The 21,116-nt window shown below is 66.4% G+C and carries 19 protein-coding genes, 1 tRNA gene, 1 pseudogene and 1 riboswitch; of the genes and pseudogenes, 11 read left to right on the forward strand and 10 right to left on the reverse strand.

Going from position 1 to position 21,116, the window contains the following annotated elements:
• Positions 1–13 precede the first annotated feature (13 nt).
• Entirely contained in the window at positions 14–1,840 is a 1,827-nt protein-coding gene (locus QE394_RS05755) for a phosphoenolpyruvate carboxykinase (GTP) (protein WP_349034023.1), read from the reverse strand.
• 276 nt (positions 1,841–2,116) lie between these two features.
• Between QE394_RS05755 and QE394_RS05760 the strand changes: the two genes are divergently transcribed.
• From QE394_RS05760 to QE394_RS05785, 6 genes and pseudogenes are all read left to right on the forward strand, one after another.
• A tRNA-Arg gene (locus QE394_RS05760) sits at positions 2,117–2,190 on the forward strand.
• Positions 2,191–2,341: 151 nt separating this feature from the next.
• On the forward strand, positions 2,342–3,796 hold the full coding sequence (locus QE394_RS05765) for an NAD(P)/FAD-dependent oxidoreductase (RefSeq protein WP_349034024.1): 1,455 nt from the start codon (positions 2,342–2,344) through the stop codon (positions 3,794–3,796).
• A 69-nt stretch (positions 3,797–3,865) separates the two neighbouring features.
• Positions 3,866–4,480: pseudogene (locus QE394_RS05770) on the forward strand (ABC transporter ATP-binding protein); the annotation flags it as partial.
• Positions 4,481–4,722: 242 nt separating this feature from the next.
• Positions 4,723–6,759 carry a YhgE/Pip domain-containing protein gene (locus tag QE394_RS05775; protein ID WP_268159259.1) on the forward strand — a complete coding sequence of 679 codons (2,037 nt, stop codon included), beginning with the start codon at positions 4,723–4,725 and terminating at the stop codon, positions 6,757–6,759.
• Between the two features lie 74 nt (positions 6,760–6,833).
• Complete coding sequence (locus tag QE394_RS05780; RefSeq protein WP_349035376.1) at positions 6,834–7,568, forward strand: TetR/AcrR family transcriptional regulator; 735 nt, start codon at positions 6,834–6,836, stop codon at positions 7,566–7,568.
• 17 nt (positions 7,569–7,585) lie between these two features.
• On the forward strand, positions 7,586–8,323 hold the full coding sequence (locus tag QE394_RS05785) for a hypothetical protein (protein ID WP_349034025.1): 738 nt from the start codon (positions 7,586–7,588) through the stop codon (positions 8,321–8,323).
• Here QE394_RS05785 and QE394_RS05790 read toward each other — a convergent pair.
• A complete protein-coding gene (locus QE394_RS05790; RefSeq protein ID WP_349034026.1) occupies positions 8,224–9,198 on the reverse strand; it encodes an EamA family transporter in 975 nt (324 codons plus the stop codon). The genes QE394_RS05785 and QE394_RS05790 overlap by 100 nt on opposite strands.
• A gap of 72 nt (positions 9,199–9,270) precedes the next feature.
• Here QE394_RS05790 and QE394_RS05795 point away from each other — a divergent pair, with 72 nt between their 5' ends.
• Positions 9,271–10,185, forward strand: a complete 915-nt coding sequence (locus QE394_RS05795; RefSeq protein ID WP_349034027.1) for a LysR family transcriptional regulator — start codon at positions 9,271–9,273, stop codon at positions 10,183–10,185.
• On the opposite strand, the gene QE394_RS05800 is transcribed toward QE394_RS05795, so the two are convergent.
• The 3 genes from QE394_RS05800 to QE394_RS05810 all read right to left on the reverse strand — a co-directional run bounded on the left by QE394_RS05800 (position 10,163) and on the right by QE394_RS05810 (position 13,293).
• Positions 10,163–10,690, reverse strand: coding sequence for a histidine phosphatase family protein (locus tag QE394_RS05800; RefSeq protein ID WP_268159267.1), 528 nt, complete (start codon positions 10,688–10,690; stop codon positions 10,163–10,165). The genes QE394_RS05795 and QE394_RS05800 overlap by 23 nt on opposite strands.
• Before the next feature lie 157 nt (positions 10,691–10,847).
• Complete coding sequence (locus QE394_RS05805; protein WP_056076619.1) at positions 10,848–11,714, reverse strand: winged helix-turn-helix domain-containing protein; 867 nt, start codon at positions 11,712–11,714, stop codon at positions 10,848–10,850.
• Between the two features lie 568 nt (positions 11,715–12,282).
• A complete protein-coding gene (locus QE394_RS05810) occupies positions 12,283–13,293 on the reverse strand; it encodes a hypothetical protein (protein ID WP_349034028.1) in 1,011 nt (336 codons plus the stop codon).
• A gap of 231 nt (positions 13,294–13,524) precedes the next feature.
• On the opposite strand from QE394_RS05810, the gene QE394_RS05815 reads away from it, so the two are divergent.
• From QE394_RS05815 to QE394_RS05825, 3 genes are all read left to right on the forward strand, one after another.
• Complete coding sequence (locus tag QE394_RS05815) at positions 13,525–14,265, forward strand: response regulator transcription factor (protein ID WP_056076624.1); 741 nt, start codon at positions 13,525–13,527, stop codon at positions 14,263–14,265.
• A gap of 6 nt (positions 14,266–14,271) precedes the next feature.
• Positions 14,272–15,765 carry a HAMP domain-containing sensor histidine kinase gene (locus QE394_RS05820; RefSeq protein ID WP_349034029.1) on the forward strand — a complete coding sequence of 498 codons (1,494 nt, stop codon included), beginning with the start codon at positions 14,272–14,274 and terminating at the stop codon, positions 15,763–15,765.
• A gap of 133 nt (positions 15,766–15,898) precedes the next feature.
• Positions 15,899–16,056: riboswitch (cyclic di-AMP (ydaO/yuaA leader) on the forward strand.
• Positions 16,057–16,058: 2 nt separating this feature from the next.
• Positions 16,059–16,796 carry a hypothetical protein gene (locus QE394_RS05825; RefSeq protein WP_056076629.1) on the forward strand — a complete coding sequence of 246 codons (738 nt, stop codon included), beginning with the start codon at positions 16,059–16,061 and terminating at the stop codon, positions 16,794–16,796.
• A gap of 175 nt (positions 16,797–16,971) precedes the next feature.
• On the opposite strand, the gene QE394_RS05830 is transcribed toward QE394_RS05825, so the two are convergent.
• From QE394_RS05830 to QE394_RS05840, 3 genes are read right to left on the reverse strand one after another with little or no spacing between them, the layout of a single operon-like run.
• Positions 16,972–17,340, reverse strand: a complete 369-nt coding sequence (locus QE394_RS05830) for a glyoxalase superfamily protein (RefSeq protein WP_056076630.1) — start codon at positions 17,338–17,340, stop codon at positions 16,972–16,974.
• A gap of 45 nt (positions 17,341–17,385) precedes the next feature.
• Complete coding sequence (gene upp / locus QE394_RS05835) at positions 17,386–18,021, reverse strand: uracil phosphoribosyltransferase (RefSeq protein ID WP_056076631.1); 636 nt, start codon at positions 18,019–18,021, stop codon at positions 17,386–17,388.
• A 12-nt stretch (positions 18,022–18,033) separates the two neighbouring features.
• Positions 18,034–19,011, reverse strand: coding sequence for a phosphatase PAP2 family protein (locus QE394_RS05840; protein ID WP_349034030.1), 978 nt, complete (start codon positions 19,009–19,011; stop codon positions 18,034–18,036).
• 58 nt (positions 19,012–19,069) lie between these two features.
• Here QE394_RS05840 and QE394_RS05845 point away from each other — a divergent pair, with 58 nt between their 5' ends.
• Positions 19,070–19,576 (forward strand): nucleoside deaminase, encoded by a 507-nt coding sequence (locus tag QE394_RS05845; RefSeq protein WP_349034031.1) that lies wholly within the window; start codon positions 19,070–19,072, stop codon positions 19,574–19,576.
• A gap of 54 nt (positions 19,577–19,630) precedes the next feature.
• On the opposite strand, the gene QE394_RS05850 is transcribed toward QE394_RS05845, so the two are convergent.
• Both QE394_RS05850 and QE394_RS05855 read right to left on the reverse strand, forming a co-directional pair.
• Positions 19,631–20,713, reverse strand: a complete 1,083-nt coding sequence (locus tag QE394_RS05850) for a glycosyltransferase family 4 protein (protein WP_261621072.1) — start codon at positions 20,711–20,713, stop codon at positions 19,631–19,633.
• Positions 20,714–20,716: 3 nt separating this feature from the next.
• The gene (locus QE394_RS05855; RefSeq protein WP_056076637.1) at positions 20,717–21,112 is read right to left on the reverse strand and encodes a 6-carboxytetrahydropterin synthase; all 396 of its coding nucleotides are present in this window, start codon (positions 21,110–21,112) and stop codon (positions 20,717–20,719) included.
• Positions 21,113–21,116 lie beyond the last annotated feature (4 nt).

Here is a 21,116-nt window from a genome sequence, read left to right on the forward strand (position 1 = left end):
CAGCGAAGAACTCCTACGCGAGGCGGGACTTCAGGCCGTTCAGCTCGGACTGCAGCGCCTGCGGGAGGGAGCCGCCGAAGTTGTCGAACCATTCCTCGATGGAGGCCAGCTCGGTGGCCCACTCTGCGGGGTCAACCCTGACTGCTTCCTCCACCTGGGCGGGGGTCATGTCCAGGCCTTCGAGGTCGATGGCCTCGCCGGTGGGAACGAATCCGATGGGGGTTTCGACGGCGTCGGCCTTGCCCTCAAGGCGCTCGATGGCCCACTTGAGGACGCGGGCGTTGTCGCCGAACCCGGGCCAGGCGAAGCCGCCTTCGGAGTTCCGGCGGAACCAGTTGACCAGGAAGATCTTGGGCAGCCGTTCCGGGTTGGCCTTGGCGGACAGGTTGACCCAGTGGTTCAGGTAGTCGCCTGCGTCGTAGCCGATGAAGGGCAGCATGGCCATGGGGTCGCGGCGGACCACGCCCACGGCACCGGCTGCAGCTGCAGTGGTTTCGGAGGACAGGGTGGAGCCCATGAAGATACCGTTGGACCAGCTGCGGGCCTCGGTCACCAGCGGGATGGTGGTCTTGCGGCGGCCGCCGAACAGGATCGCGGACAGCTCCACGCCCTCGGGATTGTTGTATTCCTCGGCGAGCATGTCGATCTGGTCGATCGGGGTGCAGAAGCGGGAGTTCGGGTGCGCAGCGGGCTTGTCCGAGTCGGGCGTCCAGGAGTTGCCCTGCCAGTCAGTCAGGTGCGCAGGGGTTTCCTCGGTCATCCCCTCCCACCACACGCCGCCGTCGTCGGTCATCGCAACGTTGGTGAAGATGCTGTTGCCCTTGGCGATGGCGCGCATGGCGTTGGGGTTGGTGCCCCAGCCGGTACCGGGAGCCACACCGAACAGGCCGGCTTCGGGGTTGACCGCGCGGAGCTCGCCTTCCTTGCCGAAGCGCATCCAGGTGATGTCATCGCCGAGGGTTTCGACCTTCCAGCCGCTGATGGTGGGATCAAGCAGCGCGAGGTTGGTCTTGCCGCAGGCGGACGGGAAGGCTGCGGAAACGTAGTACGTCTTCTGCTCGGGCGAGGTGAGCTTGAGAATCAGCATGTGCTCGGCCAGCCAGCCCTCGTCGCGGGCCATCACGGAAGCGATGCGCAGGGCGTAGCACTTCTTGCCCAGCAGGGCGTTGCCGCCGTAGCCGGAGCCGAACGACCAGATGGAGCGCTCCTCCGGGAAGTGGACAATCCACTTGTCCGGGTTGCACGGCCAGGGCACGTCGGCCTGGCCCTGTTCCAGCGGCGCACCCAGGGAGTGCAGGGCCGGAACGAAGAAGGCGTTGGTCTCGGTGATGCGGTTCAGGACATCGGTGCCGATGCGGGCCATGATGCGCATCGAGGCCACAACGTAGGCACTGTCCGTGATTTCGACGCCGAACTTCGGGTCCTCCGCGTCAAGGTGGCCCATGACGAAGGGGATGACGTACATGGTGCGGCCGCGCATGGAGCCGGCGAACAGGCCGCGCAGCTTCTCCTTCATCTCCGCCGGAGCCATCCAGTTGTTGGTGAATCCGGCGTCGCGCTTGTTCTCGGAGCAGATGAAGGTCTGTTCCTCGACCCGGGCAACATCGGCCGGATCGGAGAAGGCTGCGAAGGAGTCGGGGAACAGGTCCTGGTTGAGCCTGGTCAGCGTGCCGGCGGCAACGAGTTCATCGGTGAGGCGCGTGTTCTCCTCTTCGGACCCGTCAACCCAGTAGATGCGGTCCGGCTGCGTCAGCTCAGCAACTTCTTCGACCCATGCCAGCAGCCCGGCATGTGTGGTGGGTGCTTCGTCAAGCAGCGGCTTCTGTGCCAGATCGCCCATTGCGGTTCCCTTCCTCGGGTTCATCGGTGTGTCCTAAATGCTATGGTCCGGACCAGTGCCGGATTTCGGCAGGTTGCTTGCTACAAGATGGCTCAAAATGCGGATTCCGCGAGATTTCAAGGAATATTTGTGGAAAAGTCTACGATTAAGTGAGGAAGGTCACCTAGACCGGTCTAGTAGCGCAGATAACAGCTCTCTCGATTTGGCACTCCGTCAAGACTCGCGTAAAGTAATTCGAGTTCCAAGGAGAGCGGTTCTTCTCCGGGAACACGAGATGCGCCCATAGCTCAGCTGGATAGAGCGTCTGTCTACGGAACAGAAGGTCAGGGGTTCGAATCCCTTTGGGCGCACAAACAAGGTCCGCACCGGTTCGCCGGTGCGGACCTTTTGCTTTAACGCCTGCCGGCGTTCCCCGATCCACGGCATGCCTCCTTCGCTGCCACACACGCCTTCACGGCTTCGGCACGCGTTTCGCGCGGCCGCCCGGCGTAGGCTGTCCCCATGATTCCTGAGCCTGCTGGGCGCGAGTATGACGTAGTAGTAATCGGTGCCGGCGCTGCCGGCGAAAACGTGGCGGACCGTGTGGTCAAGGGCGGGCTTACCGCGGTACTCATCGAAGCTGAACTGGTGGGCGGTGAATGCTCATACTGGGCCTGCATGCCATCCAAGGCCCTGCTCCGGCCGGGCACCGCACTGCACGGTGCGCAGACGACGCCCGGCGCCAAGGAAGCCGTAACCCGGACGCTGGACGCCAAAGCCGTCCTGTCCCGCAGGAACTACTTCACGTCCAACTGGCAGGACGACGGACAAGTGGAATGGGTCAAGGACTCCGGCATTGAGCTGGTCCGCGGCCACGCCTTCCTCACCGGGCCCCGGACTGTTGAGGTGGCAGGGCTGGACGGAACAGACCACCGCCTCAACGCCCGGCACGCCGTGGTCCTGGCCACCGGATCGGTGCCCACCCAGCCGCCCATTGAGGGGCTGGCGGACGTGCAGGTCTGGAGCAATCGGGAAGCGACCTCCGCCAGCGAGGTGCCGGCCCGGCTGGCCGTGCTGGGCGGCGGCGTGGCAGGAACTGAACTGGCCCAGGCCTTTGCCCGGCTGGGCTCGGCAGTGACGCTCGTTGCGCGCAGCGGCCTGCTGGGAAGCTTCCCGGAAGAAGCCGCCGCGCTTGTTGCCGCCGGCCTGCGGGCTGACGGCGTTGACCTTCGCCTCCACACAGCCACGCAGCGGATCGGCTTGAACGACGACGGCACCTTCAGTATCGAGCTTGGCGACGGTTCCGGCGTCACGGCGGATAAGGTCCTGGTATCGACGGGCCGGCACCCCGCCCTTGAGGGACTTGGCCTGGAAAGCGTCGGTTTCGCTCCAGATGCGGACGGGCGCTTGCTCCTTGAAACGGACAACACCGGGCTGGTCCATGCCGCGCAGGGTGACGGCGGCTGGCTGTACGCGGTGGGCGACGCCGCGGGGCGGAACCTCTATACGCACCAGGGCAAATACGAGGCCCGCGCCACCGGGGACGCCATTGCGGCGCGCGCCAGGGGAGAACTGGACGGCAGTCCGGCGGACTGGAGCCGCTTCGCCCAGACAGCCAACGATCACGCCGTCCCCGGGGTGGTCTTCACTGATCCGGAACTCGCAACAGTGGGCCGCAGTCTCCAGCGGGCCCGCAAGGACGGCTACAACGTGTCATCAGTGGAGCTTCCCATCCAGGTTGCGGGGTCCTCCCTGCACTCCGAGAACTACGAGGGCTGGGCGCAGCTGGTCATCGACGAGGACCGGAAAGTCCTTTTGGGCGCCACTTTCGCCGGCCCGGACGTGGCGGAGCTCCTGCACGCGGCGACCATCGCCGTCGTGGGTGAAGTTCCGCTCCACCGGCTCTGGCATGCGGTCCCCGCGTACCCCACCATCAGCGAGGTGTGGCTGCGCTTGCTGGAGAAGTATGGCTTGTAGGGTCCGTATTTGAACTGACCGGTCAGTTTGGTTAGTCTTGTAGCAGACACTTTCTGTGAAAGGCTCCCCTTGCTCTCAGCACGCCAGCTTTCCGTCAAAGGCCGCCGCGATCCCCTGCTCCCTCCCACCACGCTTACCGTGGAGCGGGGACAGCTCCTGCTGGTGGCCGGCGACCGCCAGGACCAACGCACGGCCCTTGCCCTTGCCCTCAGTGGGCGGATGAAGTCCACCGGCGGGTCGGTTGCCTGGGACGGGCAGCAGCGCACCCGGCAACTGCGGCTGGCCAGTGCCCTGGTGGACTCCCCCGGCGTGAACGAGCCGGAGGAGCACCTGAGCGTGCGCGACCTCGTGACAGAGGACCTTGCCTTGGTGCCGCGCCGCTACCGGGGCGCACTGCTCAGCGGCCCGTGGCTCAAAGTGAACCGATTCGAGGACATCGCCGGCCTCTGGACCGAACAGCTGGACCCCGCCCGGCGGCTGGAGCTGCTGACCGCGCTGGCGCTGGCCAACCCGCACACCGACCTCCTCGTGGTGGACTCTCCGGACAGGCACAGCGCGGACAACGCCGCCTGGCTGCCCCGCCTGCAGGAATTGGCGTCCGACGCCGGAAGGCCGCTCGCGGTCGTCGCCACCGTGCGCGCCCTCCCGCCGTCGTGGAACGGCCCGTCCGCCGTCGTGGGCAACGATGCAGTGGCAGATGTGGGCAACGATGCCGTGACAGATGGGCCCGTGACGGAAACTGACGAGGCGAGCGACGGCCAGCAGACTGGCCGCCACGAAGCTGCGATCCGTGACGACGGGCTGCCGGAGCGTCCGGATGAAGACGATGCCCTCAACGAGGGTACCCATGGCCACGAAAGCCGGGCCACCCCTGCACACACCGGGCAGCACGTCCGGACCGATGAACTCGAAACCGAGGTTGCCAAGTGACAGTCATCCGGCTGGCCCGCTCCGAACTCAAGCGCATGACCGGCGGGCTGCTGCCCAAGCTGACCATCCTGGCGCTGACCATGGTCCCCCTCCTGTACGGGGCCGTCTATTTGTACGCCAACTGGAATCCTTACGGCCACCTGAACAACCTTGATGCCGCGCTGGTGGTCGAGGATACGGGGGCCGGAAGCAGCGACGGTACCCGTTTGGAGGCCGGGGCGAAGGTGGCGGACAGCCTGGTGGAGGGGAACGTCTTCCACTGGATTCCGGTGGAAAGCTCCGCAGCAGCGGATGAGGGCGTCAGCAGCGGCGAGTACGCCTTTGCCCTGAAGATCCCGAAAGACTTCTCCGCCAACCTGGCGTCGCCGGGCAGCTTCGACTCTGCAAGCCAGGCGATGCTCAATGTCACCACCAACGACGCGAACAACTATCTCCTCAGCACCATCGTGGACAAGCTGACCACTGCTGTTCACACCACGGTGGCCACCGAGGTGGGCGAGGAAACCGCGAACCAGCTGCTCACCGGCTTTGGAACCATCCACACCCAGATGGTGAAAGCCGCCGACGGCGCGGGGCAGCTGGCGGACGGCGTCGCCACCCTCCGCGACGGCACCGTGACGCTGCATCAGGGAACCACAGATCTCAGCAGCGGAGCCTCCCAGCTCGAGGCCGGGCAGCTGAAGCTCCGCGACGGAGCCAATCAGCTCACCGACGGCGCCGGCCAGTTGAGCAGCGGCCTGTCGGTATTGAAAGACAAGACCGGGTCGCTCCCCACCGACTCGCAGACGCTTGCGTCCGGGGCTGCGCAAGTGGCCGCCGGGAATGCCCAGCTCAACACCAAGGTCCAGGATGTGGCAACGCAGCTGGAGGCTGCGGACAAGGGGCTGCGGGCACGGGTGGTGGAGTCCAACAGCCGGCTGGTGGCTTCGGGCGTACTGACGCAGGAGCAGGCCAACGCCATCCTTGCCGACTTCGATGCCGCAGCCACGTCCAACCCGGTAGCCGCCGCCAAGGCGAAGCTGCAGTCGGATGCGGCCCAGATCCAGCAGCTGGCCGACGGCTCCGAGGCCGTCAGTGTGGGCGCCGCGCAACTGGCCGCCGCCACCCCAGCACTGAAGGACGCCATCGGGCAGGCCTCAAGCGGCGCCGACAAACTCCATACCGGCGCCGCCACCCTCGCCACGGGTGAGCAGGCCGCATTGGACGGCACCTCCAGCCTGGCTGCGGGGGCGCAGAAACTCGATTCCGGCGCTGCCCAGCTGGCCGACGGTGCCGGCACGGCCGCGGACGGTTCACGCACTCTGGCCGACGAGATCGGCAAGGGTGCCGGGCAGGTTCCCAACCCCGACGATGCCCAGAAGGACAATCTGTCCAGGGTCATGGCGGATCCGGTTGCGGTCAGCAACGTTTCCCAGGCCAAGGCCAACTCCTACGGCGCCGGGCTGGCACCGTTCTTCCTCACGCTGGCCCTGTGGATCGGTATCTTCATGCTGGTGCAGGCCATGCGTCCCATCACCCAGCGGGCGCTGGCGTCCAACGCCCCGTCCTGGAAGATCGCCCTGGGCGGCTGGCTCCCCTTCCTGGCTGTATCCGTTGTGCAGGCGTCCCTGCTGACCCTGGTGGTAAACGTCGCCCTGGGCCTGAACCCCGCGCATCCGGTGATGATGTGGCTGTTCATGCTGGCGGCGGCCATGGCGTTCAGTGCCCTGATCCAGGGGATCGTTGCGCTGCTGGGCTCCCCCGGCAAGCTGGTGGTGCTCATCCTGCTGGTGCTCCAGCTCGTGTCCTCGGGAGGTACCTTCCCGTGGCAGACCACACCGCAGCCCCTGCATGTGGTGCACGAGATCCTTCCCATGGGGTACGTGGTGACCGGAATGCGGCACCTGATCTACGGGGCGGACCTGTCCATGATCCTGCCCACCGTGGCCGGACTCCTCGGGTACACCCTGCTGGGTACCGTGATGTCCACGCTGGCAGTGCGCAAGAACAAGTACTGGACTTTGAAGACGCTTAAGCCGGAGATTGCCGTATGAGCAAGGACCCGGAGGATAGGGGCGCTGCCTTGGCAGGCGGGGCAGCGGCAGGTTCGGTCCTGGAAACGGCGGAAATGGGCATCCACCCGTTGGACGTTGCGAAAGCGCGGCGGCCGGCCCGGACCACGGCCACCCGGCAAAAGCTGTTCGATGCCTCCATGGCACTGATCGGCGAGCGCGGGGCCGCAAACGTGACGGTGGACGAAATCGCCGCGGCCGCCGGCGTATCGAAGGGAACTGTCTACTACAACTTCGGCAGCAAGTCCGAACTGATCGCCCAGCTGCTGAGGCATGGTGTGGACATCCTGAAGGCCAGGCTGCTGGGAGCCGCCGACGCAGGGAAGCCACGTACCGGACGCCCACGCAAGGCCAATAAGACCGGCGGTGCCGAAGCCGGGAGTTCCACTGATTCGGACGGGGATCCCTCCGTTTCGGACGGGGATCCCCTGGTGGCCATGGAGTCGATGATCGGGCAGGCCATGGATTTCATGGCCGAGTACCCGTCCTTCGCCCGGCTGTGGGTGAGCGAGAACTGGCGGATCCCCAGCGAGTGGCAGGGCACCTTCGCGGTGCTTCGCGGGGAGCTGTTGGAGGTGGTGGGTCAGGCCGTGGACAACGTGGCGAAGGCCTACCCGGTGGACGAGTCCGTACCCCGCGGGAGCCTTGAAACGGCCATCTTCGGCGCCTGCTTCGTTGTGGGCCTGGACCGGCAGACCTATAACCCCGAGCGGACCCGTGACCAAAGCGTTGCAGCAATCATGGCCATCATGCGCGGCTACGTCCTGAAGGATGCGCACCCTCGGGGATGATGGAGCACATGCGTCACATGGGCAACAGCGGAAAGTTTGCGGTCATTTGCGGCATCGTCGCGGCCGGGCTGCTGGTCCTGACGGGGATGACGCTGGCGGAGCCGGTGTTCCTGGCGTTCCTAGGCGTCCTGGCGCTGGCCTATGTGGCCGCGGTCGGGGAGCTGCTGGTCCGTCGGCGTCGCCTGGCCCTCGTGGCGACAGGTGCGGGTACCAGCATCACCATCGCGTGCTCGCTCGCATTCCTGAGCACCTGGGAGCTGGCGTTCGACGGCGAGTCATCCTTCATCGGCACCCCGTTGCCCACGAACGATCCGGACAACTACTTCATGGTGGCCGCTGCCGCCGCTGCGGGGACCCTGGCGGTCCTTTTCCTGGGCGCTGCGTGGCCGTCCCGCCGTCGTGCTGGCAGCGCGCGCAGGCCCGCCACGGCGGGACGCAGGCCCGCAGCTGCGAGCCGTCCCTCCGGCCGGGGAACGGCACAGAACCCCGCGCGGCGCCCGGGTGCGCAACGGGCGGGAGCACAACGTACGGCTGCGCCCAAGCCAGGTGCGCCGCGCGCGGGTGAACAGGGTTCCGGGACGCAGCGTTCCGCGACACGGGCCTCCGGCGGCCAACGGTCCGGCCTGCAGGCAACAGGCGCCCAGGGTTCGGCGGCTCAGCGTGCCCCGGGAACCCGGCCGCCGGCCAGGTTGCCGTCCACGCCTGCCCGCCGCCCGTCCCCGAAGTCCGGCAACGGTTCAGCCGCGGGCCGCTGAGGCGGCCGGCGGCTGAAGTTCACCACCGCCGTCGCCACGCCTGCAAGGAGCAGCAGCCCGCCCGCAATTTCCGTTGGCGTGGGAATTTCCGCGAGGACCAGCCAGGCCGTGCCCATTCCCACCACGGGGACCAACAGGGTGAAGGGAACAACGGCGGACGACGGGTGGCTGGCCAGCAGCCGGTTCCAGATTCCGTAGCCCACCAGCGAGGCGAACACGGCCGTGTACAGTGCGCTCAGCAGCGTGGGCGCCTGCAGGTGCCCGAGCGTCCCCAGCACTGCGCCGGGGCCATCCACCACCAGCGACAGGCAGAAAAGGGGCAGCGGCACCACGGCGCCGGACCACACCACCAGGCCCAGTCCCGAGGCTGCCCGCGCTTTCCGGGCAATGACGTTCCCTGCGGCCCAGGATAGTGCGGCCGCGAGGACGATGAGGAAGGGCAGCAATGGCGCGACAGCGCTGCGGCCCCCCGCGACGACGGCCAGCCCCGCCACGCCCAGGACCACCCCGGCAAGCTGGCGGGGTCCGGGCCGTTCACCGAGGAAGACGGCGGCAAGCAGGACCGTCAGGAGCACCTGCGCCTGCAGCACCAGGGAAGCGAGCCCTGCCGGCATTCCCAGCGCCATGGCCAGGTAGAGGAGCCCGAACTGCCCGGCACTCATGAAGAGGCCGACGCCGATGATCGCCTTCCAGCTGACATCCGGCTTGCGGATGAAGAAGATCCACGGGACCACCACCAGGACGAAGCGCATCGCCACGAACAGGAGCGGCGGGACGTCCCCTCCCCCGGGGTGCAGTCCGATGTCGATGGCAACGAAATTCAGGCCCCACAGGATGGCAACCAGCACGGCGAGGAAGGAGTTGCGGAGATTCACCCCATCAGAGTGGCATAAGCAGCAATGAAGCACCAGCGTTTATTTGCACCGTAAATCGTGTACTTTTGCTTCATGATTGATATCGGGTCGCTCCGGGCCCTGGCCGCGATTGAACAGTACCGGTCCGTCATTGCAGCCTCCGAAGCCATGGGGTTCAGCCCCTCGGCCGTCTCCCAGCAGGTCAAGAAGTTGGAGAGGGAAGCCGGCTTTGCCGTGCTGGAACGCCGGGGTCGGGGCGTACTGCTCACTGAACGGGGCGTGGCACTCGCCGCCTATGGGCGGCGCATCCTTGCCGAACTCGAAGAACTCCAGTCAACCCTGCTGGCCGATCCGGCCAAGCCCAGCGGGCAGCTGCGGGTGGTGGCATTCTCCACCGCATGCCGCGGACTGGTGGGGCCCCTGCTGGGCAAACTGGCCGCGACCGAAAGCGACCTGGACGTCAGCGTCCTTGCCGAAGACCCACGCGAGGCCGTGGCCCGCGTGGCCAACGGCGAGGCGGACCTGGGCCTGGTGCACAACTGGAATTCCGTTCCGCTGGTGATTCCCGAGCATCTGTCGCTGGAGTGGCTGTGCGAGGACATCGCCGACGTCCTCGTGCACAGCAGCCACCCGCTGGCAGGGCGCTCCGGCGTCACACCGGCGGACCTGGTGGATGAGCAATGGATCAGCACCCCGCACGGGGCCATCTGCAACGAAGCCCTGCTGAGGATCTTCGCCGATCTTGGCCGGGTTCCCGACATCAAGGTCTACGACCCCGATTTCGCCACCCACATCGCCCTCGTGGAGCAGGCCGCAGTGGTGGCCCTGGTTCCGCGGCTGGGCCGCCCGGTGCTGCCGCGGGACGTGGTTGCGGTGCCCGTCACGGACCCCGTCCAGGCGCGGCAGGTGGGCATTGTCCACCGCAGGACCATGACGGCCAGCCCGGGCATCCGGTACGTGTCCGAACTGCTGCGGAAGATCGCTGCTAGTGGGCCCGGGGAACCTTGAACCTGGTGATGCGGGCGTCCTGCCCGTCCAGCTCGGCCCACGACTTTTCGGTTTCCAGGACCGTCAGCGCGCTGGTGGGATACCGGGTGGCAGCGTCCATATAAGCATCATGGTCGGAGTCCCGAGAGGCCAGGTGCATCGCCAGGTCCTGGACGCCCGGCAGGTGCGAGATCAGCATCAGGGTGGTCACGGTATCCGGAACGTGGTTGACCACGGCAAGCATGCGCAGGGCCGAGGCGGCATACAGCCCGTCCTCAAGCTTGGGCGTGGGCGCCTTGTCCCCCAGTTCCGAGCACACCCAGGTGCAGGTCTGGCGGGTACGCAGGGCACTCGAGCACAGGATGAAGTCAGGGACGATGTTGTGCTTAAGCAGCCACTTCCCAGCCAGCGGCGCCTCCCGGTGACCGCGTTCCTCCAGGGGCCGTTCATGGTCGGCAATCCCGCCGGGCCAGTCGGCCTTGGAATGCCGCATGATCACAAGCCGGCGAAGATGGTGCTCACTCATGGCCCAAGCCTATCCAAACCACTTAGCCGTGGAGGTCAATGCTTGGCTGGGCAACACGAACGCAAGAAGGCGGCACATCCCGAAAGCGCCGTTGTTGCGTGAGGAACGAGCGCAGGCGCAGAGGGATCGTGCCGCCTTCTGGCGGTGATGAGAGTTTCTAGATCGAGTATTCCGGAGCGGCCCAGACGACCACCTCGGGGTGCTCGTAGAACCGGTAGCCCTGGCCGCGGACCGTGCGGACGGTGTTGGCCAGCCGGCCGAGCTTGGAGCGGAGGCGGCGGATGTGGACGTCGATGGTGCGCTCGTTGGGGACCTCTTCGGCGTTGCGCCACAGGCCTTCGAGCAGTTCGTCGCGGCCCACCGTGCGGGTGCCGTTTTCCACCAGGTAGTTCAGGAGTTCGAACTCCTTGAAGGTCAGGTTGAGGGATTCGCCGTCGAGGTGGACTTCGCGGCGGGCGAGGTCGATCAGGACGCCGGAGGGGCGGGGCTCCTGCGGCTGCTGGGGCCGGGGTGCCTCGGTGCGCTGCCGGGCGTTGACGGTGGGGTCGCCGAAGGTGGAACGGACGACGTCGAGCGCGGAACCGGGGGTGCCGGCAGGGGCAACGGCCACGGCGGCGTAGCTTTCGGCGCCGGTCACCAGGGACTGGGCGTAGGCCCGGATTTCCTGGGCAAGCTTGGCGATGGAGGTGCCGGCAGCTGCAGCGGTTTCCTCATCAATGCCCATGTACAGCACAAATCCGCGGGCCACGTTCTCGTTGGGAACCGGCCGGACGGCGTTAGGCCCGGCCACCACGGGGGTGGGGGCGGTGATGGGCGCCGCGGTCTCGGTGGGCTGCACCGCCCGGAGCTGGCCGTAGGAGTTGGGGTTGTAGCCCTGCGGTGCGTAGCCCTGCGCCGGGAAGCTGTTTCCGGACGTCGGAGCAAGCGAGGGGCGGGGGCCGAAACCGGGGCGGAGGCCAGACGGCTGGCCGGCCTTGGCGGCGTTACGGACGGAGATGTGGACGTATCCGGATGCAACTGACATGGAATGCTTACCTCAATGTGAATGGCCGCCATAGCGGCACTCGAATGCTGGGTTTCCCCGCACTGCGAATGGGGAGGGGCGCCCGACGCTGGGCTGGGGGCGAATGCCTAAGAACTTCGAAGGGTGTAGAAGGTCAGGCGTGCATTCGACAACAGCGCATGTCGGCAGCAGCTGATGTGCTGGGCCAATATTCTGCGGCTGCAGGTGCTGTTGAGTTCTTGTTCACATTGGAAGTGTGCAGCGTAACAATGGCAACGTGCAAGTAACAATGGGCAGAATCGTCCGCATCGTGAGACAAAGCAGCGGAATGTGCGACAGATCACGATTCTGGGAAGGTCAAATAATAACGTTTGTTATCCGAGAATGATCCCTCAGATAGTTATTTGATTGAACTATCTTCGGTGGATACGCAATCTATCGAATCACGCTGAATTTCAATCGCTTGACATAGAATCGACCCACCGGAGGGTCCTCACTGTCCAATTCATTGCCGGCTGCTAGCCGTCTTTTTGGCCCCCGACTACCTGAGCGAAGCCACCGCGGCGGCGTCTCACATTGCGACGGCCGGTCAGTTGGTGGTTGTCCCCGCACCCGGAGCTGCTGCCGTACCGGACGCCGTCGCAAGCAGTATGGTCTTGGCTGTGTAGCCGTCCGACGACTTGAGCGCGGTAACGCGGACGGTTGACCCGGACGTGACTTCCGAGATGCCCAGTGTGCCACCCGTGCTGCCGCTGCCCCGTTGCCGGATGCCCTCCGATACCTGCACATCCGCTCCGACGGCGTAGATTCGCGAAAACCCGTCCTCGCTCTTGACGGTTAGCCAGTCCGACGAAACGTCCGTGACGGTGCCCGTCTGGGAAGCCATGGTCACGTAGGAAGAATCCTGCAGGATCACATATTCGGAGTGTATTGCGGCGTTCAGCCCTGCCAGCCCTATGCCGAGACCGCCGGGGCCGCCCATGGCTCCGCCGTTCATGCCGCCAATGCCGTCCGGGGCTGTCATTCCGGACTGGCCGCCGGGCGCGAACTGGCCGCCGGGGTCCGCCTGCCCGTTGGTCCCGCTGGCGCCGCCGGCATCCTGGGTATTGTCCGCGGCTGCCACGGAGCTGTTTCCGGCGGCATAGGCCCCCGCACCAGCTGCTGCGGCCACCGCCACCACGACTCCGCCAATGATCAGCCCCTTCCTGGCTGCCCTGCCCCGGTTATCCAAAGTCCGGCCGTCCAAAGCCCGGCCGTCCAAAGCCCCGCTGTCCAAAGCCCGGGGCGGACCCTCTGCCGGGTACGGCTGCGGTGCGACCCACCCTGCCGGCTGTTCCTGCCGCTGGTCCGTGTCCGCCGTCGTACTCCCCCATCCAGCGGGCTGGCCGCTCCCGGGAGCGGCCCAATCCTGGGACGGCCTGCTCTCCGCGATGCGGGGAGGTGCCCAACCGGAAGGTGCCCGCGGGCTGTCGGGGTTGCCGGCAAAGACTTCCCACTGGCTTTGCGGGCGGGCCTGCCCCTCGGCTGCGGTGCCGGCCTGATGCGGCTGTCCGCCCTGGGCCGGTTCGTCCGGGACGGCACGGTTGTTCTGCTGGTCCATTGACTGCTCCTCGGGAAGGGAACCTGGCGGTCGCCTCTGCTGATGTTCCATCAGCGTCAGCCGCGTTCCTGTGCCCGGACTGTGCAGCGGGGCAGTGCTGACTGTGACATTTGGACCTTGGCGCCGACGCTGCCACACCCGCTGCGACGCCCAGCTGGCTAGGCTGGGATTCACAGCTGGGGCACAGGTAGCCCAAAGCCCGCCTATATCGAAGGATCGGAGAGTTGTCCCATGGCCACCTCGCACTCCATGACCAACAACCTCCCCAAGCTCTCCCATCCGGACGGCTCCCCCATCCGCGCCCTGGTGGTGGATGACGAACCCAGCCTTTCCGAGCTGATGAGCATGGGCCTGCGGATGGCCGGGTGGTCCGTGGCAGTGGCAGCGGACGGGCCCGAGGCGGTGAAGCTGGCCAAGGACTTCCGCCCCGACGTCCTGGTGCTGGATGTAATGCTGCCAGGGTTCGACGGCGTGGAGCTGCTGGGCAGGATCCGCGCCTTCGCGCCGGAGGTGCCCGCCCTCTTCCTGACCGCGAAGGACGCAGTCCAGGACCGCATCGTCGGCCTGGCCGCCGGCGGTGACGACTATGTCACCAAACCGTTCAGCATGGAGGAAGTCATCCTCCGCCTGCACCGGCTGGTCCAGCGCTCAGGCGTCGCAGCCATGGACACCGCCGAATTGGTAGTCGGCGACCTGGTGCTCAACGTCGACACCCGGGAAGTCACCCGCGCCGGGGATGATGTGCAGCTGACGGCCACCCAGTTCGAGCTGCTCCGCTACCTCATGGAAAACCCCAAGCGCGTCATCAGCAAGGCCCAGATCCTTGACCGGGTGTGGGACTACGATTTCGGCGGCCAAGCCAACATTGTGGAGCTCTACATCTCCTACCTCCGCAAAAAGATCGACGCCGTCCATCCGCCCATGATCCACACCGTCCGCGGGGCCGGCTACGTCATCAAGCCGGCGGAGTAGCTCGCCATGGCCGCTTCAGAAGCTACCTACGCCCGGAGTTGGCTCAGGCCGGCAACCTGGCACCTGCGCACCCGCCTGATTGCCCTGGCCATGGCCCTGCTTATCGCCATCTGCGGTGCCGTTGGCATCGTGAGCTACGCATCGATGGACGCCTTCCTGACCCGGCAGCTTGATGACCAGCTCAGCCAGGCCGCAAACCTTGCCGACAATCCGGGCCGCCCGCCGTTTGGCGGTTTCAACGGACGGGACCCCCTGGACGCCCGGGGCCAAAGAATCGGCACCGTCAACGCGAGCATCCGCAACGGCCAGGTGAGTTCCGGCGGCTTCCTCGCCTCTGACACCACCCGCCAACCCTTGTCCACGGAGGACAAGGAGACGCTCCTCGCGCTCGATGCCAACTCCCGGCCAGTGGACCGTTCGATGTCCAGCGGTGATTACCGGCTGATCGCGGTCCAGACAAACTCCGGCGATGTCCTGGTCACGGGACTCCCCCTGGCTACCAAGGAAAGTACCCTCAGGTCCCTGGTGTGGACCTTCGTGTTCGTGTCGTTGGGCGGCCTGCTGCTGATCGGCCTCGTGGGGACGGTACTGATCCGCCGCACCATGAAACCCCTGGAACAGCTTTCCGAGGTTGCCACCCGGGTGTCTGAGCTGCCCCTGGACGCCGGTGAGGTGGCGCTCGCCGTGCGGGTGCCGCCGTCGAACTCCAACCCGGGCACCGAAGTGGGCAGTGTGGGGCATGCACTGAACCTCATGCTGGACAACGTAGCCAGCGCCCTGGAAGCCCGGCAGAAGAGCGAAACCAAGGTGCGCCAATTCGTGGCGGACGCCTCGCACGAGCTCCGCACCCCGCTGACCGCCATCCGCGGCTACACCGAACTGATGCGGATGACGGAGGACTTCACTCCCGACGGACAGAAATCGCTGGCCCGGGTCCAAAGCCAGTCCGAGCGGATGACGGCCCTGGTGGAGGACCTGCTGCTCCTGGCGCGGCTGGATGAGGGCCAGCCGCTCAAGCTGGCCGAGGTGGACCTGACGCAGCTGGTGGTGGAAAGCGTCAGCGACGAGAAGGTCATGGCCCCGAGCCACACCTGGCGGCTGGATCTTCCTGCGGAGCCGGTGCTGGTCAACGGGGACGGCGCGCAGCTGCGGCAGGTACTCATGAACCTGCTGTCCAACGCCCGGAAACACACCCCTGCCGGAACCACCGTGGTGGCCGGCGTCGGTACGGCACCCGACGGCGCCGCCGTCGTGACGGTCACGGACGACGGCGGAGGCATTCCGGCTGACTTCGTGGACCACGTCTTTTCCCGCTTCGCCCGCGCAGACGCGGCCCGCAAGGGCAGCGGCGACCAGGCCGGCGCGGCCGTTGCCGAGGGCACCAGCGGGCTGGGCCTGTCCATTGTCCAATCCATCGTGGAAGCCCACGGAGGCCGGGTAACGGTCACATCACGGCCGGGGAAGACGGAGTTTGCGCTTCGCCTGCCCGCCGTGGCCTGAATTCGCCAAGGCGACGCGCCGTCGTCGTGACGTCTGTTACCTAAATGTGACTTAAGCGCCGCTCTCCTGTACCGTCGATAGGGTGCGGTTCCCGTTCGGGCCGCATATCCGGATGACGCCAAGCTCTGCCACTTCCCGGATTTCGCTTGAACTGAGGCAGAGGCGGGGGACCCACGTCCCGGGCAACGCAGTACTGCCCTTGGGGTTAAGCCAGCACGTGTATTTGCCGTGCGGCCGGATGCCCTCATCCGAACCCGACAGCTAACTCCGCAGGTGTGAGAGGCGAAACAAACATGTCTAAATTCACGGTAAAACCGCGCCCAAAATCGGCCCCGAGCCACAGCGCGCAGCCTGAAACCCGCAAGAAGTCTTCCTTCGGCAAGCGCGCCGCGGTGCTCGCAGTCTCCGCAGCCATGCTGGTGGGCGTAGGCGCCGCAGGCCAGGCCACGGACGGCTTTTCCGGCGTGGCAGCTACCGGCTCCGAGTCCCCCGCTGCCACCGATTCCCAGATGAGCATCGAGAAGAGCGAAATCCGGTCTAACCCGGCTGCGTCGGCGCCCGCCGAACTCAAGGTGCAGCCCCAGGAGGCGGCACCGGCGCCCGCACCCGCTGCGGAACCTGCCCCGGCCGCAGCGCCCGCCCCGGCTCCTGCACCGGAACCGGCACCTGCTCCCGCACCGGAGCCTGCTCCCGCTCCCGAGCCTGCTCCCGTCGTCGCCGTCAACGATCCTGCCGGCGCACAGGCCTACGCGTCCGGCCAGCTGGCCAGCTACGGATGGGCGCAGGACCAGATGCAGTGCCTGGTCACCCTGTGGACTAAGGAATCCGACTGGACCACCACCGCCACCAACGCCAGCAGCGGCGCTTACGGCATCGTGCAGTCCCTCCCCGCCGAAAAAATGGCGAGCGCCGGCCCCGACTACCTGACCAACTACCGCACCCAGATCAACTGGGGCCTGAACTACATCAAGGAGCGCTACCAGTCCCCGTGTGGCGCCCTGAACTTCCACCTGGGCAACAACTGGTACTAAAAACCTTCACACGCTGAGGCCCTTTCGACCGGCCGCCGCCGAACCCTACCGGTTCAGCGGCGGCCGTCGTCGTATCTGCTTCATGCCGCGAGGCACCAATTACCCCGTGCGTTAGGTAGCAATTTTTGGGATTGGCCCTAACGGCCACCGAGCGGTTTGGGGCTGGGACGTGCCGTTACCGTCCCGGAATGTACTGGACGGCCCAGCGGTTGCCGTCCGGGTCCGCGAAGTACACGAAGTGCCCCCAGTCCTGAACGTCCACATCGCTGACCTCCACCCCATTGTTCTTCAGGTGGTCATGGGCGGCTTGGATGTCACTGACCACCAGCTGCAGGTTGGAGCCGGTGCCCGGAGGAGCGTCAGTGAGGCCTTCCCCGATGCAGATGGAACACGCTGAACCGGGCGGGGTCAGCTGCACGAAGCGGATGGATTCCGACGGGCGTTCGTCGAAGTCGGCGTTGAAACCCACTTTATTAACGTAGAAATCCTTGGCGCGGTCCACATCGGACACGGGGACAAACACGAGTTCAAGTTTCCAGTCCATTGCCACAGGCTACGGCCGGGGACTTGTGCGCGGAAGGCTTGAACCTCAGCCGGCGATGCCGTACAGCCGGTCTCCCGCATCTCCAAGGCCGGGCACGATGTAGGACTTTTCGTTCAGCTTCTCGTCAATCGACGCAAGGACGATGTGCACGTTTGCCTCGCCCAGTTCCTCCTCCAGCTTGGCCAAGCCCTCCGGGGCCGCCAGCAGGCAGATGCACGTGACGTCCGACGCCCCGCGCTTGAACAGGAACTTGATGGCCTCGCGCAGGGTTCCGCCGGTGGCCAGCATGGGATCCAGAACGAAGACCTGCCGGCCGGTAAGGTCCTCAGGCAGGCGCTCGGCGTAGGTGATGATGTCCAGGGTTTCCTCGTCCCGGGCCATGCCCAGGAAACCCACTTCTGCAGTGGGGACCAGCTTGGTCATGCCCTCCAGCATGCCGAGGCCGGCGCGCAGGATGGGGACCACCAGAGGGGTGGGCTTGGTGAAGGCCGTGCCCACCGTGGTGCTGACCGGAGTCTCGATAGTGACCGGTTCGGTGCGGACCTCGCGCGTGGCCTCGTACGCCAGCAGCGTCACCAGTTCCTCCGTCAGCTGCCGGAACACGGGCGAAGGGGTGTTCTTATCCCGGAGGACAGTGAGCTTATGGGCGACCAGCGGGTGGTCCACAACGAGAGTGCGCATTGCTCAAAACTATCATCCGGCGCTGTCCCTGCCGGAGTCCGTCGTTCCCCGCTCCGGGTGCCGTGCGCGGCCGGCGTGGTGGGTCCCGCCGTCGTGGTCCATTCCGCCTGGGTGAGTCCCGCCGTCGTGGTCCATTCCGCCTGGGTGAGTCCCGCCGTCGTGGTCCATTCCGCCTGGGTGAGTCCCGCCGTCGTGGTCCGCTCCGCGGCCATGCGCCCCGCCGTCGTGGTGCATGGCGTCTGACACAGCGTCACGCACCACGGGATGCTCAAACGTAGGCGCCGGACCGGCATGTTCCCGGCGTCGAATCAGGTGGAACATACGGTGGGCCAAGATGACGAACCCCACCCAGGCCAGGCCCAGCGTCCAGCCGGCAATAACATCGGTCAACCAGTGGTGGCCCAGGAAAACCCTGCTCAGGCCCATGGACATAATGAAGACGGTACCCGCGGTGATGGCCGTGATGCGGACGCTGAGGACCTGGAACTGCAGGCAGATGATGTACACCAGCACGCCGATCACCACTGTGGTGTTAAGGGTGTGCCCGCTGGGAAACGACGGTGAGTCTTCGTAGGGCGGAACAGCTTCGGAGTGGTCCGGCCGGGTCCGGCCCACCAGCCGCTTGCCCAAGGTGGTGGCCGCGGTGGAAACCGCGGCTGCACCGCCCACAAGGAGGAGCGGGCGCCACGACCTGCTGAGGAAGGTCAGCCACGCGGTGAGGAGCGTGGCGAGGATGGGCATGCCGATGCCGCCGCCAATGTTGGTGAAGCCCGTGACGAATGCATCAAGTCCGGGATTGCGCAGTGACTGGGCGTAGTCCAGGGCGGGGATATCAAGGCTCGCCAGGCCCTCGTCATCCACCACGTCCGAATACACTTCGGCACCCAGGAGGGCCATGGCGACAATCAGGGTTCCGCCCACCGCCATGGTCAGCCACAAGGCGGCATACGGTTTGATCCAACGGTCCACGCGGTCCCGAACGGTACTCACGGCGCCTCCCCGGCATTCAGTACGCAGGCTTACTATCCCCCGAAACTATCATTGAGCCATGGTCTCCGCATCGAACAGTTACGACGAGTGGATGGGCCTCGCCCTGGCGGAGGCCCGCGCGGCGCTCGCTACCGGCGATGTCCCCATTGGCGCCGTGGTGCTGGGGCCCGACGGCGAGGTGCTGGGTTCCGGACGGAACCAGCGGGAAGAGCTTGGGGACCCCACCGCCCATGCCGAGGTTGTGGCCATCCGCCAGGCTGCTGAGCGGCTGCGGGAACTGGCACGGCTCGCCGGCGGCCCGGACGACGGGTGGCGGTTGTCCGACTGCACGCTGGTGGTCACGCTGGAACCGTGCGCGATGTGTGCCGGCGCGATCGTCCTGGCCCGGATCCCCCGGGTGGTGTTCGGCGCCTGGGACGCGAAGGCGGGCGCCGCGGGGTCCGTGTTCGACATTCTCCGAGAGCGGCGGCTCAACCACTGGGTGGAGGTCTACCCGGGCATCCGGGAAGGCGAGAGCTCCGTGCTGCTGCGCGACTTCTTCGCGGATCACCGGACACGGTTGTAGCCGCACCGCTTCGGCTGGTGACCGGAGCCTAATCAGGCTTGGCCTGTTCCCGCTTTACCCGGCGCCTGTCAGCGCACGCACGACGTTCTCGGCCGTCTCCTCCCACCCGTGCAGGAGGCCGCGTGCTTCCAGGGCCCGGCTGCGCCATTCCTGCTGCAAAGCATGGTCCTCCAGCCATCGCCGAAGGGCCGTGCCGAGAACGGCTGCGTCCGCTTCGCCCCCATGGGGAAGCGCAAGCGCCTCGCCCGGAAGGCGCGTGCCGGCGTCGGCATCCTTCAGCCCGGCCAGGTCCAGCGCTTCGACCGCACCGGTCCCCTGCCGGACCACCACGGGAACGCCGCGGGCCAGCGATTCGGTGACCACCATGCCAAACGCTTCTTCCCGCGAGACGAGAAGGCTCAGGTCCGCCCGGTTCCATTCCGCCTCAAGCGCATCCCCCGCCAACTCCCCCGCTAGCTGCACTCTTCCCGCCAGTCCGCTGCGGGCGATGGCTTCTTCCACCTGCCTGGCGTAGGCCGGATCTGCCTGCTCCGATCCCACCAGCGATGCTGTCCACTCCAGGTCCTGGACGCCTTCGAGTGCGGCCACGGTGAGGAGTTGGTCCTTGTTGGGCAGCAGCGCCGCCACGGCGAGGAGGTGTGGAGGCCGGGAGCCTGTGGCGGGCGGGACCGGATCGGCTCCCGGAAGGGCGACCCGGGCATTGGGAAGGCCGCGCTCCTTCAGGATGGCGGCCGCACTGCTGCTGGTGCAGATGACACCCGACGCCGCACGGAGCGCCCTTGCTTCTTTCTGCAACGCTTCCCGGCCGGAAGTTTCCGGGACGGGCATATGCACCAGGACGAAAGTTCGCCGGCCCGCCTTGGCCGCGAATTCGAGCTCGTCCGGGGCGCCGACGGCGACGAGCCCGTCCACCAGCACCACGGCTGACTGTTGCTCTTGCCCTGATTCCCATGTGCCAAGAATGCTGCCGAACCGGCGTCGTTCCTTGGCGGAAGCGTGGGGCCAGTTCCCTTCGACCGGGAGCACGCATACTTCCCAGCCCAGGCTCTGCATTCCCTCTGCCAGCCTGGCGTTGTAGACGTTACCGCCCGAGCTGTGGCGAATGTTGGCGGGGACCAGCAACCGCACCACGGGCATGGGTCAGGCTTTGAGGTCCAGCGAGAACGTTGCCCAGGCATCCGGATTCTCGCGGAGGGTGACGTCGATCCCGTCCAGGTGGCGGCCGTCGTCGTCATCGCTGATTTTCTCCGCCACGGCCTGGGCAATGTACTGGGCGAGGGCCTCGGTGGTGCTGAGCTTGCCCTCGAAGTCCGGGTGCTCGTCCAGGTTCTTGTAATTCAGTCCGTCAAGGACCTCCTCGATGACGGTTCCGGCGGCGCCGATATCCAGGACGATCGCGTTGTCATTCAGGGCACGACGGCGGAACGCCACCTCCGCGACGAACGTTGCACCGTGCAGGCCCTGGGCAGGTCCGAACGCCTCACGCGGCAAGCTGTGGGCAATCATGAAGTGGCGGCGGACGGTCAGGCTGAACATGGAT

Source organism: Pseudarthrobacter sp. SORGH_AS 212, from assembly GCF_030818145.1.
Classification (GTDB): domain Bacteria; phylum Actinomycetota; class Actinomycetes; order Actinomycetales; family Micrococcaceae; genus Arthrobacter.